This is a genomic window from Methylobacterium sp. WL64 (assembly GCF_008039945.1).
Classification (GTDB): domain Bacteria; phylum Pseudomonadota; class Alphaproteobacteria; order Rhizobiales; family Beijerinckiaceae; genus Methylobacterium.
On the sequence record NZ_VRVA01000034.1, the window covers coordinates 35,458 to 49,674 of the forward strand.

At 63.2% G+C, this 14,217-nt stretch carries 17 protein-coding genes; 9 read left to right on the forward strand and 8 right to left on the reverse strand.

Going from position 1 to position 14,217, the window contains the following annotated elements; genetic code table 11:
* Window positions 1-346: 346 nt before the first annotated feature.
* The 4 genes from FV242_RS16135 (at window position 347) to FV242_RS16155 (ending at window position 3,810) form a co-directional block, all read left to right on the forward strand.
* Window positions 347-1,018 (forward strand): class I SAM-dependent methyltransferase, encoded by a 672-nt coding sequence (locus FV242_RS16135; RefSeq protein ID WP_147939616.1) that lies wholly within the window; start codon window positions 347-349, stop codon window positions 1,016-1,018.
* Between the two features lie 936 nt (window positions 1,019-1,954).
* Entirely contained in the window at window positions 1,955-2,734 is a 780-nt protein-coding gene (locus tag FV242_RS16145; protein ID WP_147939618.1) for a Crp/Fnr family transcriptional regulator, read from the forward strand.
* Window positions 2,731-2,991, forward strand: coding sequence for a hypothetical protein (locus tag FV242_RS16150; RefSeq protein WP_147939619.1), 261 nt, complete (start codon window positions 2,731-2,733; stop codon window positions 2,989-2,991). The genes FV242_RS16145 and FV242_RS16150 overlap by 4 nt, the downstream gene beginning before the upstream one ends.
* 66 nt (window positions 2,992-3,057) lie before the next feature.
* The gene (locus FV242_RS16155) at window positions 3,058-3,810 is read left to right on the forward strand and encodes a Crp/Fnr family transcriptional regulator (RefSeq protein WP_147939620.1); all 753 of its coding nucleotides are present in this window, start codon (window positions 3,058-3,060) and stop codon (window positions 3,808-3,810) included.
* Window positions 3,811-3,910: 100 nt separating this feature from the next.
* Here FV242_RS16155 and FV242_RS34600 read toward each other — a convergent pair whose 3' ends face one another.
* Together FV242_RS34600 and FV242_RS16160 are read right to left on the reverse strand one after the other, a co-directional pair.
* Window positions 3,911-4,054, reverse strand: a complete 144-nt coding sequence (locus FV242_RS34600; RefSeq protein WP_187278442.1) for a hypothetical protein — start codon at window positions 4,052-4,054, stop codon at window positions 3,911-3,913.
* A gap of 103 nt (window positions 4,055-4,157) precedes the next feature.
* Window positions 4,158-4,829, reverse strand: coding sequence for an SOS response-associated peptidase (locus tag FV242_RS16160; protein WP_147939621.1), 672 nt, complete (start codon window positions 4,827-4,829; stop codon window positions 4,158-4,160).
* A gap of 806 nt (window positions 4,830-5,635) precedes the next feature.
* Here FV242_RS16160 and FV242_RS16165 point away from each other — a divergent pair.
* Complete coding sequence (locus tag FV242_RS16165; protein WP_147939622.1) at window positions 5,636-5,869, forward strand: hypothetical protein; 234 nt, start codon at window positions 5,636-5,638, stop codon at window positions 5,867-5,869.
* A gap of 96 nt (window positions 5,870-5,965) precedes the next feature.
* On the opposite strand, the gene FV242_RS16170 is transcribed toward FV242_RS16165, so the two are convergent.
* Window positions 5,966-6,184: a hypothetical protein gene (locus FV242_RS16170; RefSeq protein WP_187278443.1), complete on the reverse strand. Its 219-nt coding sequence runs from the start codon at window positions 6,182-6,184 to the stop codon at window positions 5,966-5,968.
* A gap of 274 nt (window positions 6,185-6,458) precedes the next feature.
* Between FV242_RS16170 and FV242_RS16175 the strand changes: the two genes are divergently transcribed.
* Entirely contained in the window at window positions 6,459-7,700 is a 1,242-nt protein-coding gene (locus FV242_RS16175) for an ABC transporter substrate-binding protein (protein WP_147939624.1), read from the forward strand.
* A gap of 600 nt (window positions 7,701-8,300) precedes the next feature.
* On the opposite strand, the gene FV242_RS16180 is transcribed toward FV242_RS16175, so the two are convergent.
* The 3 genes from FV242_RS16180 to FV242_RS16190 all read right to left on the reverse strand — a co-directional run bounded on the left by FV242_RS16180 (window position 8,301) and on the right by FV242_RS16190 (window position 10,245).
* Entirely contained in the window at window positions 8,301-8,588 is a 288-nt protein-coding gene (locus FV242_RS16180) for a hypothetical protein (RefSeq protein WP_246692730.1), read from the reverse strand.
* A 123-nt stretch (window positions 8,589-8,711) separates the two neighbouring features.
* On the reverse strand, window positions 8,712-8,957 hold the full coding sequence (locus FV242_RS16185; RefSeq protein ID WP_147939625.1) for a hypothetical protein: 246 nt from the start codon (window positions 8,955-8,957) through the stop codon (window positions 8,712-8,714).
* A gap of 655 nt (window positions 8,958-9,612) precedes the next feature.
* Window positions 9,613-10,245, reverse strand: a complete 633-nt coding sequence (locus FV242_RS16190) for a PAS domain-containing protein (protein ID WP_147939626.1) — start codon at window positions 10,243-10,245, stop codon at window positions 9,613-9,615.
* Between the two features lie 111 nt (window positions 10,246-10,356).
* Here FV242_RS16190 and FV242_RS16195 point away from each other — a divergent pair, with 111 nt between their 5' ends.
* Window positions 10,357-10,659 (forward strand): hypothetical protein, encoded by a 303-nt coding sequence (locus tag FV242_RS16195; protein ID WP_147939627.1) that lies wholly within the window; start codon window positions 10,357-10,359, stop codon window positions 10,657-10,659.
* Between the two features lie 272 nt (window positions 10,660-10,931).
* Window positions 10,932-11,357 carry a VOC family protein gene (locus tag FV242_RS16200; protein ID WP_147939628.1) on the forward strand — a complete coding sequence of 142 codons (426 nt, stop codon included), beginning with the start codon at window positions 10,932-10,934 and terminating at the stop codon, window positions 11,355-11,357.
* 513 nt (window positions 11,358-11,870) lie between these two features.
* Here FV242_RS16200 and FV242_RS34605 read toward each other — a convergent pair.
* Together FV242_RS34605 and FV242_RS16205 are read right to left on the reverse strand one after the other, a co-directional pair.
* A complete protein-coding gene (locus FV242_RS34605; protein WP_187277566.1) occupies window positions 11,871-12,041 on the reverse strand; it encodes a hypothetical protein in 171 nt (56 codons plus the stop codon).
* An 18-nt stretch (window positions 12,042-12,059) separates the two neighbouring features.
* Window positions 12,060-12,239 carry a hypothetical protein gene (locus FV242_RS16205; RefSeq protein WP_147939629.1) on the reverse strand — a complete coding sequence of 60 codons (180 nt, stop codon included), beginning with the start codon at window positions 12,237-12,239 and terminating at the stop codon, window positions 12,060-12,062.
* A 234-nt stretch (window positions 12,240-12,473) separates the two neighbouring features.
* Here FV242_RS16205 and FV242_RS16210 point away from each other — a divergent pair, with 234 nt between their 5' ends.
* Window positions 12,474-14,096: a hypothetical protein gene (locus tag FV242_RS16210; protein ID WP_147939630.1), complete on the forward strand. Its 1,623-nt coding sequence runs from the start codon at window positions 12,474-12,476 to the stop codon at window positions 14,094-14,096.
* The last annotated feature ends 121 nt before the right edge of the window (window positions 14,097-14,217 follow it).

Here is a 14,217-nt window from a genome sequence, read left to right on the forward strand (position 1 = left end):
GTTTTCTGCGACACGCTTGGCGTCTCAGCCCTGATTTCGCCTATGCATTGCACCACACGCTCCCGGAACCAGATACGCCGCGCCAGCCGGTTGCTCCGAAGTGGATCGTCAGGTCGCCCACGGTCGTGGTGATACGGCCGCTGAGGCTTTGAAACGAAGGTCTGAAGACGGAAAAGCTGGTGGAGACCGGGCGCAGGGCGTCGAGCTTCTCTGGACGGTGTTCGGGCGGGGCCGCTCCCGCCGGGACCGTTATGACTTGCTGATGCGAACGGGGCTGCCTTCTTCGTGAGCCTCGCTCAACCTTTCACCTTCACCTCACGGCCATCGTCGGTCCGACAGGAATGCCATGACACGTGACGATATCCTCGCCGTCCTCTGGTACGGGCGAGACCCGTTCGCGAATCCGCCCGCCGAACTTCGACCGCTCGATCTCCAAGGATGGCGCAGCCAGCATGTCTTCCTCGACGACGCAGTTCGCGAATGGCGGCCGAGCGTCATCGTGGAGGTTGGCGCATGGAAGGGCGCGAGCGCCCTCTACATGGCCAAGGCGATGGTTGAGTACGAGATCGCGGGCACGGTGATCGCGGTCGATACGTGGCTTGGCGCCGTCGATCATTGGGCCGACCCCAGCCTCTTCGCGGAACTCGCGACGGACCATGGCTACCCGAGTTTGTACCGAACGTTCCTAGCAAACGTGTTACGCGAAGGACTGGCCGATCGCGTGGTGCCCCTGCCCCTCGACTCGGTGAATGCGGCCGAGTTGATGCGCCTTCGCGGGGTGCAGGCTGACGTGATCCACCTCGACGCGGGCCATGAGCAGGCTTTCGTCGCCGCCGATCTCGCGGCGTGGTGGCAGGTGCTACGTCCCGGCGGCCTGTTCATCGTCGATGACTATGACCCAACGGGCGGGAGTTTTCCCGGTGTCCAGCGGGCAGTTGACGCGTTCTGCGCCGAGCACGCGATCAAGGGGCCGTGGCCGTTGCGGGGGAAGTGCAAATTCTTGAAGCCCGCAATCTGACGCCGTCACGATCTTGCACGGCGTGGCGGTCACCCGCGGGCGTTCTCGTAGGGCATGCACTCTGAGAACAGCTTCAGCGCATCGAAGCGCTGGTTCTAGCCCACTCTGTGGCGATGATTGCCCGTCGTGCGTCTGCGTAGGCTGGTGATAGTTCTCCGATCTTCCGGAGGACGGTCCGCATCATGTCAGAGCCTCCCGAAGATGCGAGCGCTCGGCCATGTCGCCGGATCGCGGTCCGATAATGACTGGCCTCGGGGGCACTCGGCGTGCGCTCGATGGCCAGGACCAAAGCTGCGAGAGCACCGACCGCGGCATCGACCTCGGAGAGGTCCGGTCGGATACGTGGCGTCTCCTTCAACGGCATGGTGTTCCTCGGAGTGGCGGTGTGATGTCCGAGGACGTAGAGGCAGAGTTCGTGCCGGGGGCGCCGAGATGTCGGGCCGCCCTTAGAACGTGTTCATCGTTTGGAGCGATCCGATACCTACGCCGCTTTAAGCTGCTGCGCGGGTTCCACGTCCTCGCAAGAGGGGACGTAGGCGCACCAGCCGCACACGCCCTTATCGGCAGCCTTCGGAGCGTTCCTCTGCGAGCACTCCGGGCAGACCTTCAACACGATTTGGGTGCCGTGGACGAACGCTCGGCCGCGACCACGGAAGGTTGCGGCGCCTTGAGGGAGCTTTTTCAACATAGGTAGTCCCTGCGTGCTACCGCAGGTTGATGTCAACGGGCGTTTAAGGGGTCCAGCCCTGCTCTTCCAGCAGGTCTATGAACGGGGACGACCTATGACGCGAAACCAACCGCTGTGAATTGGCGGGTGCGGCGCTCTCAAGCCTTGGAACTGATTGCCCGCGATCTAAGTCCCACGCGCTGATGACCCACGTGTGGCGTGCCAAACGCATCGGCCCCCAGCACTCTTGTGAACCCGGTTGAGAGGCGATGCAGGATAGCAACAAACAGGACGACGAACGCGACGCATCGCGTCCACATATTGAGACGACCAACCCTCTGATCCTTAAACTTGATAGCCTCGCCAAGCTGACCGATTCCGACCGGGATGTGCTGGGGTGCATCAGCGCCAACCCGCAGGCCGTTGGGGCGGGGACCGACTTGATCCGCGTCGGCGACAAGCCCGACGGTGTCTACCTGATCCTGGACGGCATCGCCTGCCGCTACACGATGCGGGCGAACGGCGCCCGCCAGATCATGGCCTACCTCATCCCCGGCGACTATTGTGACCTCGACGTGGCGATGCTCGCGCGCATGGATCATTCGATCGGCACGCTGTCGGCGTGCAAGGTGGTGCGCATCGATCTTGCAACCATCCAGGACCTGCTCCGGCATCATCCCGACATCACCCACGCCCTGCGGCTCGCCACCCTCGTGGACGAAGCGACCCTGCGCGAATGGGTCGTGAACCTCGGGCGCCGGAATGCCGAGGAGCGCATCGCGCATTTGATGTGCGAGTTGCTGCTGCGGCTGCGTGCAGTCGGCCGGGCGACCGAGGATGGTTTCGCCCTGCCGGTCACGCAGGCGGATCTGGCCGACACCACCGGTCAGAACACCGTGCAGGTGAACCGCGCTTTGGCGAGCCTGCAAAAGCAGGGGCTGATCGCGTTCTCGGAGAGTCGGGTGGAGATCTTGGATCTGGCTCGGCTGGAAGCCCTGGCCGAGTTCAGGCCGGATTACCTCCACCTCGGAGCGAGGGTCGCAGCATGAGCTTGCGCCTCCAACCTGTGCAGGTTGCCACCGGCAGCGACGATCAGGAGAGCCAACTGGTCTTCCACGAGGGCTTCCTGGTGGCGGTGCTCGTCCGGCTCTCGGACATGCACGAGACCGACGCGGGCAAGTGGTATCTGGAGGTGGGCTTCGGGCGGGTCGCCGATCTGAGCCCGCCGCTGTTCGTAGACCTCGATCACGCACGGGGCTGGATCGCCGACAAGCTCGGATTGATCGCCTCCAGAACCGCGACGTAGACACATGCATATGTTAGGAATTGGTGACCGGGGTCATTGCACTCTTGCTCGTAGGACGAGACTGCGATGACCGATTTACCCCATCCGTCTGATGCCAATCCGATCCTGCGAAAGGTGGAGAGCATCGCGCTCTTCAAACTGTCTGAGGAGGAGCGGGCGGCACTCATCGCCTTGCCGATGCAGGAGGCGCAGTTCGACGCTTACCAGGACATCGTTCGCGAGGGGGATCGCCCGTCCCGCTGCTTTGCGGTGCTGGATGGCTTCGTTTCCACGTACAAGACCACTCTCTCGGGCAAACGGCAGATCGCGGCCTACCACGTCCCCGGCGATGTACCCGACATCCAGAGCCTGCACTTGAAGGTGCTCGACAACAGCATCTCTGCTGTTGGTCCGTGCAGGCTCGGCTTCGTCCAACACGACTCCTTGCGGGCGCTGTTTCAGGCCCATCCTCGCATCGGCGCCGCGTTCTGGCGGATCTCACTGATCGATGCCGCGTTCGTTCGCGAATGGATGCTCAACACCGGCAGGCGCGAAGCCTATGCCCGCATGGCGCATTTGTTCGTCGAGTTAGTTACGCGCTTGGACGTAGTCGGGCTGGCTCCGGACCGAAGCTGCCCGTTGCCGATGACGCAGCCCGAACTCGCTGATGCCCTCGGGATCACGCCAGTCCACGTCAACCGAACCCTTGGCGATCTAAGGGACGCTGGGCTGGTCACCGTGCGCAACAGGCGCCTGACGGTCCTTAACTGGGATGGTCTGGTAGCCGCCGGGGAGTTCGATCCGACCTACCTGCACCTGGGTAGCCAGGACGAAGAGTAAATCTCTCGCGACTGACTCGGCCCCGTCGCCCGATCTGATCACGGGCTGACTGGGGAGGTCGTCTATCTCACCTGCGTCCCGATAAGGTGCCGGGATCTGGTTAGCGCACCGTGATCGGCGATGGCTTTGCGCTGTGTTGGAACAGGCCACGCAGCGCACGGAACGGCAGCAACACCAGCTTGGCCACGCCGTGGGCGGCCATGACGACGACGACGGCCAACAGGGCCAGCAGAGTGTTCCGCATGCGGGGTACTCCTGGCGGCGTGATACCGGCGGACCGCCCCCGCCATTGCCTTCAGGAGGCGCGCCGATCGCGGCGGGACTGTGATGAAGCTAGGCGGTTGTCCTTAATCCAAATCGTCGGCTCGACCATCCCGGCGAGCGCCGCGGGCGACGACGACCAGGGCATCATCGGCCAAGGGCCGCTGAAGATCCTTCGCTTCCGGCCAGGGCGCCGACAGCCACGTCGCCCACTGCTCCGGCTTCGTAAGAATCACCGGCATCGCCTTCGGATGCACGGCGCCAACCTCGGCGTTCGGCTCGGTGGTCAGGAAGGCGTAGAGGTCGTCCGTTGTCTCGCCGTCCTTGACCTTACGCACGCTCTGCCAGCCCTCGGTCAGGATGCCCGCGAAGCAGGTGAGAGGCCGATCCTCCGTCAGAGCGAACCATACCGGCGGGTGCGAGCCGTCTGCGGCCTTCTCGTTCTCGGAAAAGCTCGTGAACGGCACGAGGCAGCGGTGCTCGGGCGAGAGCCAGCGGCGCCAGTGCGGCGAGGCCGTGTTGCGCACATTGGTGATGCCGGGATCGACCTTCTTCCCCTTCAACGCGAAGGCCGGGGAGGGCATGCCCCAGCGCATCATCGACAAGGCACGGGCGGCGTCGCGCATGCGGATCACGGGAGCCGAGGTGTTGGGGAATATACCCGGCAGCGGGGGCAGGTTGCCGGTGTCATCGCGCTCGGCGCCGAACACCCGGCCGATCTCCGACTGCCCACGGACCAAGCTGTACAGGTTGCACATTCGGCTCGCTCGCCAACGCCGCGGTGGAGATTGGGACCCCGAGACGACGATCGCTGCCCCGCCGCCCATCGTTTCAGGGCTGGCGGGGCTCGATGCCGTTCCTCACGGCGATGGGGCCGAGTACGCGACGTGGCCCAAGCTGCACAGTGATCGAGGACGGTTATCGGAGACAGAACGGCTGCGCTTGAGGCGATCCCGGAACGGGAATGACGGTCGGAAGCGGCAGTTGGTCCAGCCCGAGATTGGACGGACTGCCACTTGCCATAGTTCTACATCCTAGCCGTTCCACCGGGAGCGGCAGCATGGTGCTCAAGCGGCAGATTGCCGTGGCGTTCGGGGGACAGGGGCGGTAGCGGACGAGCAGCGAGTTGCGTCGAGGCGTGCTTCCGGTGCCAATTCGCGCAGTGAGTTATGCCGCTGATTTCAATCGTTCCGGTCAGGAAGACGAGCGCCCCGGCGCCTACCATGGTGCCGACGAAGCCGAGCCAAAGCGCTTCGTGGACGCCCTCCTTCCGCGCTGAGGCACGTTCCCACTGCGCGGGTACGAACGCCTGTTCGGCGACGAGGATCAGGCAGGACCAAAGCATGGCAGTTCGCTAAATGCTCGGCGCGGGGGCCTGTTCCGCAGGTTGGCATGTAGCGGTAAACCGTCTGTATGCGGTCGGACCTACCGCCCGTTAAGTGGCGCCCAGTGGATCGCAGCGGTATCCTAGTTGAAGGCTACCGAGTGCCATGACACGGTAACCGCATGAGGCTCGAACCGGCGTCATTCATCCTGACGGCCGCGTGAGCGCAGGGCATGTCACATGACTTGGGAGCCCGAACCAATCACCGTCACGGACCTCGGCAACGAACGCTTGCGCATCCGGGTCCAGGCGTCATCGCGCGATGGCGTAGAGTTCAGCGCGGTGCTCGGCCTTTCGGTGAAGGTGAGTGAACATCTCTACCGCGTATCCCTGGTGGCGGCAGTCCCTGGCTCCGGGCGAGCCAACGTCCCGGAGCTTCTCGACCTGACGCTCAGGCTCGTGGACGACGATTAGGCATCTGAAAGGCCAGCTTCGTCCGCCGTATCGTGGCCCACCGGCTCGGCGGCATGCAATGACGGGGGGCGTTCCCAGAACGAGAACTTCTGGTATTCATGCATCGGTCGGAACGTCGGCCAAGAGGCTATCTCGGTGAGCCCGGACCAGGATGAGGCTAATCTTGTACGACCCGAGCAGCATCTCGTCCTCCGCCGCGTCCTGCCCGTTCGCTGCTTTCTCCACGACCTTGGCGCACTGAGCTTGGAAGCGCCGTTCGCAGGCAACGATCTCTTCGTTGATGGCGATGAGCGCCTCTATCCACGCCATTGGCACGAACCGCGCCCTCCTTTTCTGAGGGGCGTACCTAAAGGCGTGGTTGAGCTTTTGTAGTGGTTGCAACTGGCGCAGGCGGCAGGTTTGCCCATTCAAGCCGGAGACGTACAGCGGTCAACGAACGAGTACTCGGTCACCTCGCCGCCGAGGTTGGGAGAACCGGCTCGCTGCTTGCAACGGCGGGCATCCCGGCTTCCCGCGATTGAGCCGGGATGACGAGGTTCGACCTGCCGAATGCAGGTTCATCCTGGACACTGCCGTAGAGAAAACGCGTATGCCGGGTAAGCTGAAGACCCATCTGCGGGCGCTGATCGGCGGACTGCTCATCACGACCGCCGGAGCCTCTGTCGCGGTCGGCGCTGAGATCTCCGGCGGCGTGGTTCGGATCGGCGTCGTCAACGATCAGACCGGGTTCCTGTCCGATCCGACCGGAAAAGGGTCGGTGATCGCCACGCAAATGGCAGTCGAGGATTTCAAGCCGGAGGCACACGGCCTGAAGGTCGAGGTCGTCTCGGCCGATCACCAGAACAAGCCGGATGTCGGCGCCACGATCGTGCGCAAATGGATCGACGTGGACGGCGTGGATCTCATCGCCGATGTCGGCAATTCGGTCGTGGCCTTGGCGATCCAATCGATCATCCGGGAGAAGAACCGGATAGCAGTCTACTCGGCGGTCGCCACCACAGAGGTGACCGGCAGGCAATGCGTCCCGACCGGGCTGTCATGGCTGCACGACGCCTACAACCTCGTGGCTGGACCGATCCGTGGTCTGGTCCCTAAGGGCCAGAAGACGTGGTTCTTCATCGGCGCGGACTACGCCTTCGGCCGCAACATGGTCTCCGTCTCCCAGACGCTTCTCGCGGCGGCAGGCGGCAAGTCCCTGGGCGAGGTGTTCCACCCTTCGGCGGAGACCGACTACACCTCGTATCTTTTGCAGGCACAGGCGTCGGGGGCCGACACGATCGGCTTCGCCAGCACGGGGTCGCAACTGGTCACCGAGATGAAGCAGTGGACAGAATTCGGCATGACCGGCGGACCCCAGAAGCCCGTGGCCGGTTTACTCTTCCTCACCGACACGCACAGCATGGGCTTGAGTATCGCCGCCGGGCTGCGCGCGGTGACGGCGTGGTACTGGGACCTCAACGACGAGACGCGGGCGTTCGCGCAGCGGTTCTACAAGCTGCACGGCGCCATACCGAGCGAGGCGCAAGCGTCGATGTACTCGGCGGTCGGCCACTACCTCAAGGGCGTGGCGGCCACCGGGACGGATGATACGGACAAGGTGCTCGCCTGGATGCGCGCGAACCCGGTGGAGGACTTTTACGCCCCCGGCGCGACGTTGCGCGGGGATAGCAGACTCGTCCACGACTTCTACCTCGTCGAGGTGAAGACCCCTGCGGAGTCGAAGGGGCCGTGGGACGTGTACAAGGTCCTCAGCACGATCAAGCCGAAGGACGCTTACCCCTCGCTCGCCGAGAGCGAGTGCCCGCTGGTGAAGACGGCGGCGGCTCGCTGAGGCTTCGTTTGTGCAGGTCGTGTCCGGCTCAACCGATGAGGCTTAGGAATGATCTCGCCCACCGCGATCTTTTGCGTGGGCAACTCGACCGGCAGGCCGAAAAAGTCGTCTCGGCGGAGAAGCGCAGCCAATCATATTGCCCCCGTCGTCTTCAGGGCCTTCGTAGAGAGATATGTTCTTCGACGCCGGGAGTCCGGAGACGGTGGCAAGAGGCCATACGCCGCCTGCTCGCCGACAAGGATGCGACGCCGGACTGCGACGGCCCGATCTCCGGCGCCGTGGGTGATGCCCATCGGTCTTCCGCATCTTCGCGACATGCTCTTCGCCGCGCCGCTCACCATTCGTCGAAGAACATGCCGATGACGGTGCCGCCGACAATCCGGCTATGAGCGCATCTGCACGCAGTTCTTCGGCGTGCGGATTACCGGCGACCGCCCTCAGCCCGTCGAGCCGCACTGGGTGGCGTTCGAACGAGGTCGAAGCGCCGCGATAAAATGGGTCAGGTCTGGGGCGTGCCGGTCTGGGCGTTCAAGGCGAAGGGCGAATAATCGTCGTTCGGCGCAGAATTCTTATCTCAGTCGCGCTGCCGGATCTCCTCCTCTAACGCCACTGTTCCTTCATGCAGGCCAGCACATAGACGGTCCGCATGCACCGCTCTGTCTCGACCTGAGAGCGCGCACTGCTCATGCAGGCGTCCACCCCCGACGAGAGCAGCAAGCGATCAACGTCTTTCGCGCTGGCGCAGGAGAAGATAGGCTGAAAGCCTTCGAACCTGCTCATTTGCCAGAAGATCGCAACGACCGACAGCAGGCAGAACGAGCAGACCATCAGCCTGCTATCGTAGAACCAGTGCCTGCCATTGGTGGTCATGGTCGTCAGCTCGCTCACTCCCTCACCGGGTGCGCGACCAGGATCGCGCATTTGATCGCCGCCCGCTTGATACCGGCTTTGGCAGTTGGCTCTTTAAGAATGGCTGATGCGTGTCGATCTGCTCGCGCAGCCACGGTGAGGTCACAGCCCAGCCTTCCTGCCAAGGATCTCGCTGAACGGGATCCGCCACAGGATGCGCCCTGCCTCATCCGCAATCTCGAAAGCGTAGCCCTGGGGAATACCGCCCGCGTGCACGAGTTCGGTCGTTAATTCAGGGATGGCTCTGCAAGCCTCGATATACGCGATCTCAGCGCTCGCGAACTCAAGCCCAGTGTCGTCAGGCATCAGCCCACGTCGCGACCGCAAATCGAAGAAAAACAGCGGCATCGGCGCCATCCCAGGTGCGCCCCTTCAGAAAAACCTGAATTGGCTGATCTGGTCACGAGAACGTGACGAAATGTACGGAGGCAGTCGCAGGTTGATGCGGCTTCAAGCGGATTACCTGACTAACCCCTGAGATCCGCCGCGTCTTCCTCGTCCGCACCGGTCTTCCAGGCGGCGTAGAGAGGGGGCAACTCGGATGGCACAACGCGATGATGCCTTTGAGGGTAAATGTAATTTTTGATGGAGTTCTTCCACGACGAAGGTCGTCGTAGATTGCGGATTCACTGGCCGCAGGCGTCCTCAGTGCGACCTTCGAGAGGTCCAAGGATTTTCTATGCTGCGATACGACGCCGCATCGCTGGAGCCCGAGAAAGCAACACTCCGCGCGGCATGCTCCGCAGGACACAGTAGGCATTGCGGGCCTGCCCGATGCTCCTTGTGGCGTCGAGGACGAGTGCGTGCTGCTCCTGCATCCATTCAGGTGCATCCAGGACCCCGCTTAAGCCGCGTCAGCTTCTAATTCTGGTGCGGGAGACGGCTGATCGCGGCTGAGGCAAAACCCTGATCCGCAGGCCCGACCCGCTCGTATCTTCGGGCAAAGGTGTCGATAAGCAAAGGGCAGCACCGCTCGCACATCGCCGTTGGTGTCGTGTATCGCTCAGTGCATCGTTTGGTCTGACGGCCGCTCGGGTGTCGGGTCCTCTGCCAGTGATGCAGAGATTTGCCGACCAAGCTCGTACAGCAGACCCTCGATCAAAGGGCGAACCTGCCTCGCGGTTTCGTCATCAAGGCCACGACCCATCTCCTCAATCTCCAGAGCGCGCTCGGCTATGGACTCCAGGAGCGGACCAGATACCTCGGGGGTGGTTAGGAACCGGGCTGGCCCGTCAGTGTGCCCGTCACGTCGGCTGTCGGTTACGTCGATGACGATGCCCCGCCCGAACATCCGGCCATTCGCATCTCGCCAGAACTGACCGCGTGCCAGCACCCAGCGCACGACCCCCGGCGCTGGTACGACGCGGTGCTCCCAGACGAAAACACCCCCCTCCTCGCGTATGCGGCGGCGACGTTCCTGACCCTGGGCCAGATCATCCGGGTGGATGGCCGACAGAAAGCGTGAGATCGGAACGCCTTCCTCAGCCTCTGCCTCTGACCAGCCGAAGAGACGGGCTACTACCGCATCACCACGCGTCAGGTCGGCTTCGAGATCAGTCTCCCAGACGCCGATGCTGGGCGCAGCGAGCGTCAGAGAGCGTGACCACAGGGCGCTTTCAGGTGACTTACGCGGCATGCACGATCCGACGCTTTCGCAATTCGACCAACGAACAGCATCATAATCTTGCGTCGCTTCGCAACAAGGGTATCTAAATCCTGCGCACCTGCAACTGGCGGCGGAACTGAAATGGCGAAGCACGACGACGGATGTGGGCGTGCGTTCAGCTTCGCCCCGGAGGATCAAGCCGCGGCAGAGCGTGCCCGCAAGATGCGACTGCTGAAGCGCATTGCCGACGTGTTGCAACTACCGCAGGCCACGCTGCACGGCACGTCTGACCCGCTGGTCGGATCTGAAGCCGACCCTCCCAGCGGAAAGGCTGATCTCGACGAAGCCTGCGCAGCACTGCTGCTGGCCTACCGGCGCATCAGCGATCCAGAGATACGGCGCCGCATTCTGATCCTCGCACAAGCGGCGGCCAAGCGAGATTGATCCATGTTCGTGGGCGGCGAGTCCGCGATTAAGCGGCATAGCGTCCCGAGATGATCTTCGCCGTGCCGATCACCGCACGCACCATTCGTCGAAGAACATGTTGGTCACGATGCCGACGACGACCGGGCCTTCACCATCGCCCGATCTGGGTCTGATTTCCTCGACACCGCGTCCTAGTGGTCCAAGTCAGACACTTGGCACTCACCGCGAGGGGGGGCTTCCAACGCTGTGTTATCCTTGATAACAGCCACGTAATTGAGCCGATCGCAGCTATGGAACCACGCCTCAGTCTCGTGACCCTGGGTGTCGCCGATCTCGTTCGCGCCACGACCTTCTACGAAGGGTTGGGATGGCCCAGGAAAATTATCGCGGCTGAAGGCGTCGCCTTCTTCCAACTCAACGGCATCGGCCTTTCGCTGTATCCTCGCGCCGACTTGGTCGCCGATGCCGGGGTTCCCTTGCAAACCGCACCATCACAGGGCCTGACCCTGGCCTACAATACGCGAAACCGGGACGAGGTGGACACCGTGCTCGTCCAGGCGGAGGCGCTGGGGGGATGCGTCACGTGTCCTGCACGGGAAGCGGCCTGGGGCGGCTATCATGGCCACTTTGCCGATCTCGATGGCTTCCTGTGGGAGGTCGCATGGAACCCAAGCTTTGCCCTCGCGGCCGATGGCGGTCTCAGCCTACCGGAATAGCGGCTTGGGTGTATCGCTGCCGATGCAGGCTCATCACCCTAAGCCAATCTCACGAGTGGGTGCCAAGTGTCAGATTGTGTCCGCTAGAAGCCCTTCGAGATGCGCTTCTTTAAGACGATCTTTGAGGCAAAAACGAATTCGGTCTTCTCGGCCGTGTCTTCCGCATCAAGGTGGTCCTTCAAACCCTACTCCGTCACGACGATCTCGTCCTGACCGATCGGCACGTCGAAGACGACCCCGTGATCTTCTTCCACTCGGGCGGACCGAGCGAAATCCGGTGCGTGGGGAGGGTTTCACCGGCTTTGGCGATCAGAAGGCAGCCCTGACCCAACGGCCGCCCATGGGGCTTCTGATCGTATCTGTTGGCCATTCTTCGACATCTCGATCTCGCCCATGTCCGCGAGAAGATCGAGACGACTTCGTGCGGTCGGGAGGTCGTGGGCGATCCCGTCGAGGTGCGTGATCGCCCGGTGTATCGCGGCTGCCATGCCGTAGAGCGACCGTAAACCGGTCCTACTCACCCATGAGCCCCAACCGCCGCGCCTCGTCGAGGAGTTCGGCGCCGGTCATCACCTCACCGTTCACCCGCCATAGCGTGGGATCCTCGTCGAAGCGCTCGACCATGAAGTCGGCCGCAACGAGAACCTCCACCGCCTTCAGGGTAGGATCGTCGCCTTCGATCATGCCGCGAGGCTACCTCGATCACGGGAGGTGCGCGATCCCTTGATCGTGCCCAAGGGGCAGTACTGGATCGTCATCACCACGATGATCTTCGTGCGTATCGAGGGGTAGGCGCGGCAGGCGCGCCCACCCGCTCGCGACGGCGTGGTAGAGCAGCCCGAGATCCTCGGGCTGCTCTACCACGCCGTCGGGCTGCGCCACGAAGTCTTCGGCTCGAAGGTCACGCGCGATCTGCCCGAGGAAATTGACCGGACAAGATCGCGCACGTCATGTTTATTGTGCCTGCGGCTCCGGTAGACGGACTGGGGCGGATCCAAGACTTCAAATTCTGTTACGAAATACCTTTCATATATAGGTACTTTCGTAACGCATTTTCTTCATCCCCACGCCCCGTCTGAGCTACGAAGGGCGCATATTCGAGACGAGACATACTTCGTGCAGCAAATCGATTTCGTGAACGCGCCCGGCGGCGCGGGCAAGACCTACGGCGCAACCGACGACATGAAGGCGCGCGTTGTCCGGGGCGAGAAGATCATCCTCGTCCAGTTGCTCAACCGGCTGATCTGCGAGACCGTCGAGACCACGTTCACGCGCCTCGGCATCGACCCAAGCCACGTCACCGAGATCTCCGAGCGGACGCGGCTGAACGGCGGCATCACCAAGGCCGTGATCGACCACATCAACAACGCGGTCGAGGGCCGCGGCGAGATCCTGGTGATCACTCACGCCGCTTTCGTCCGCCTCGCCGAGACGTACGCCTCGTTCCGAGATGGCTGGACCGAGATCATCGACGAGGCCCTGGACGTGCAGGAAGCGTTCTCCTTCAAACTGCCGGACACGCACGCCTTCGTGACGGAGCACTTGGAGATCACGCGTTCGACCGACCCGAGCTATTGGGCGATCGGTAAGAAGATCGGTTCGCGCAAGCTCGACGACATCGCGCGCAACCGCGGCGGGGACGAGGTCTACGAGCGCATGCAGCCGTTCGCGTCGGCCGTCGTGTCGAAACACCGGATCGTCTACGTCCAGGCGGCCCGGTACAACGCCCTCATCACCGAAGCCGATGTGCACGGCGTCCCGCGCCGGTTGGATGCCTTCTCGGTCCTCAACCCTTCCGTGCTCAAGGGTTGGCGACAGGTCATCGTCATGGCGGCGAACTTCACCGACACCTTGATGTACCTCCTGTGGTCACGCATGTTTGCCAAGCACGTGGTGTTCCGCGACATCACCTCGACCTTCTCGCTGCGCTACACCGAGCACGGCAACGGCCACCTGCTCGACATCGACTTCGCCTACGACGGGCGCTGGTCGAAGACGTTCGCGAACAAAGAGATCGCGGGTGATGCGGCCGGGCGCACACATCGTGATGCATTCGTGGACGCGGTGCTCGAGCGGGTCGGGGATCAACCGATCGCGGTCTTGGCCAACAACGGCCACGTCGGCGTCGAGAAGTGCTTCGTGGGCGGCGTGCGTTTGCCCCCCTTCGCGCACGGGCTCAACACGTTCCAGCACCTCGACGCCGCCGTCCTGCTCCTGGCAGCCAACCCGAAGCCCGACCTCATCGCCTTCCTGAAGCACATCGCCGACTTGAGCGATGACGAGGTCTTCACCGCCTTTCACCAGCAGGTGATCTACCAGGGCGCCCTGCGCATCAGCCTGCGCGACCCTGACAGCATGACCCGGAAGACCCTGTACGTGCCGGATCGCTCGACGGCCGAGTACCTCCACATTCTCTTCCCCGGCTCCCGGCTTCACCGGCTCGAACTTGGCCTGCCCGAGCACGCGGTCCGTCAATCGCAGACCGGGCGGCCCAAGATCTATGCTTCGGGTCCGGACCGTCAGCGCGCCTACCGCGAACGCCAGGACTACGAGAAGGCCGTCCGGCTGGAGCGCGAACTGCGCCTGAAGCTCGTCAACGGGTGCGGCATCGCAGATCGGGACGTGGCTCAGGCCACCCTCATCGCCGAGACGATGGAGGAGACCCTGAACATCGCGGACACCACGATCGACTGCGAGAAGTTCCACGGCACGTACTTCGACGCCGACCTTCACGAGTAATTACCCACGCCATTGATGGCTGGTTTCAGGCGCCGATGGTCTTGAGAATGGTGCCGAAGGGACTGCGGCCTGCGAGGCGCGCGGTATCGACGACGGTGCGGATGTCGGCCTCGCCCTCGGC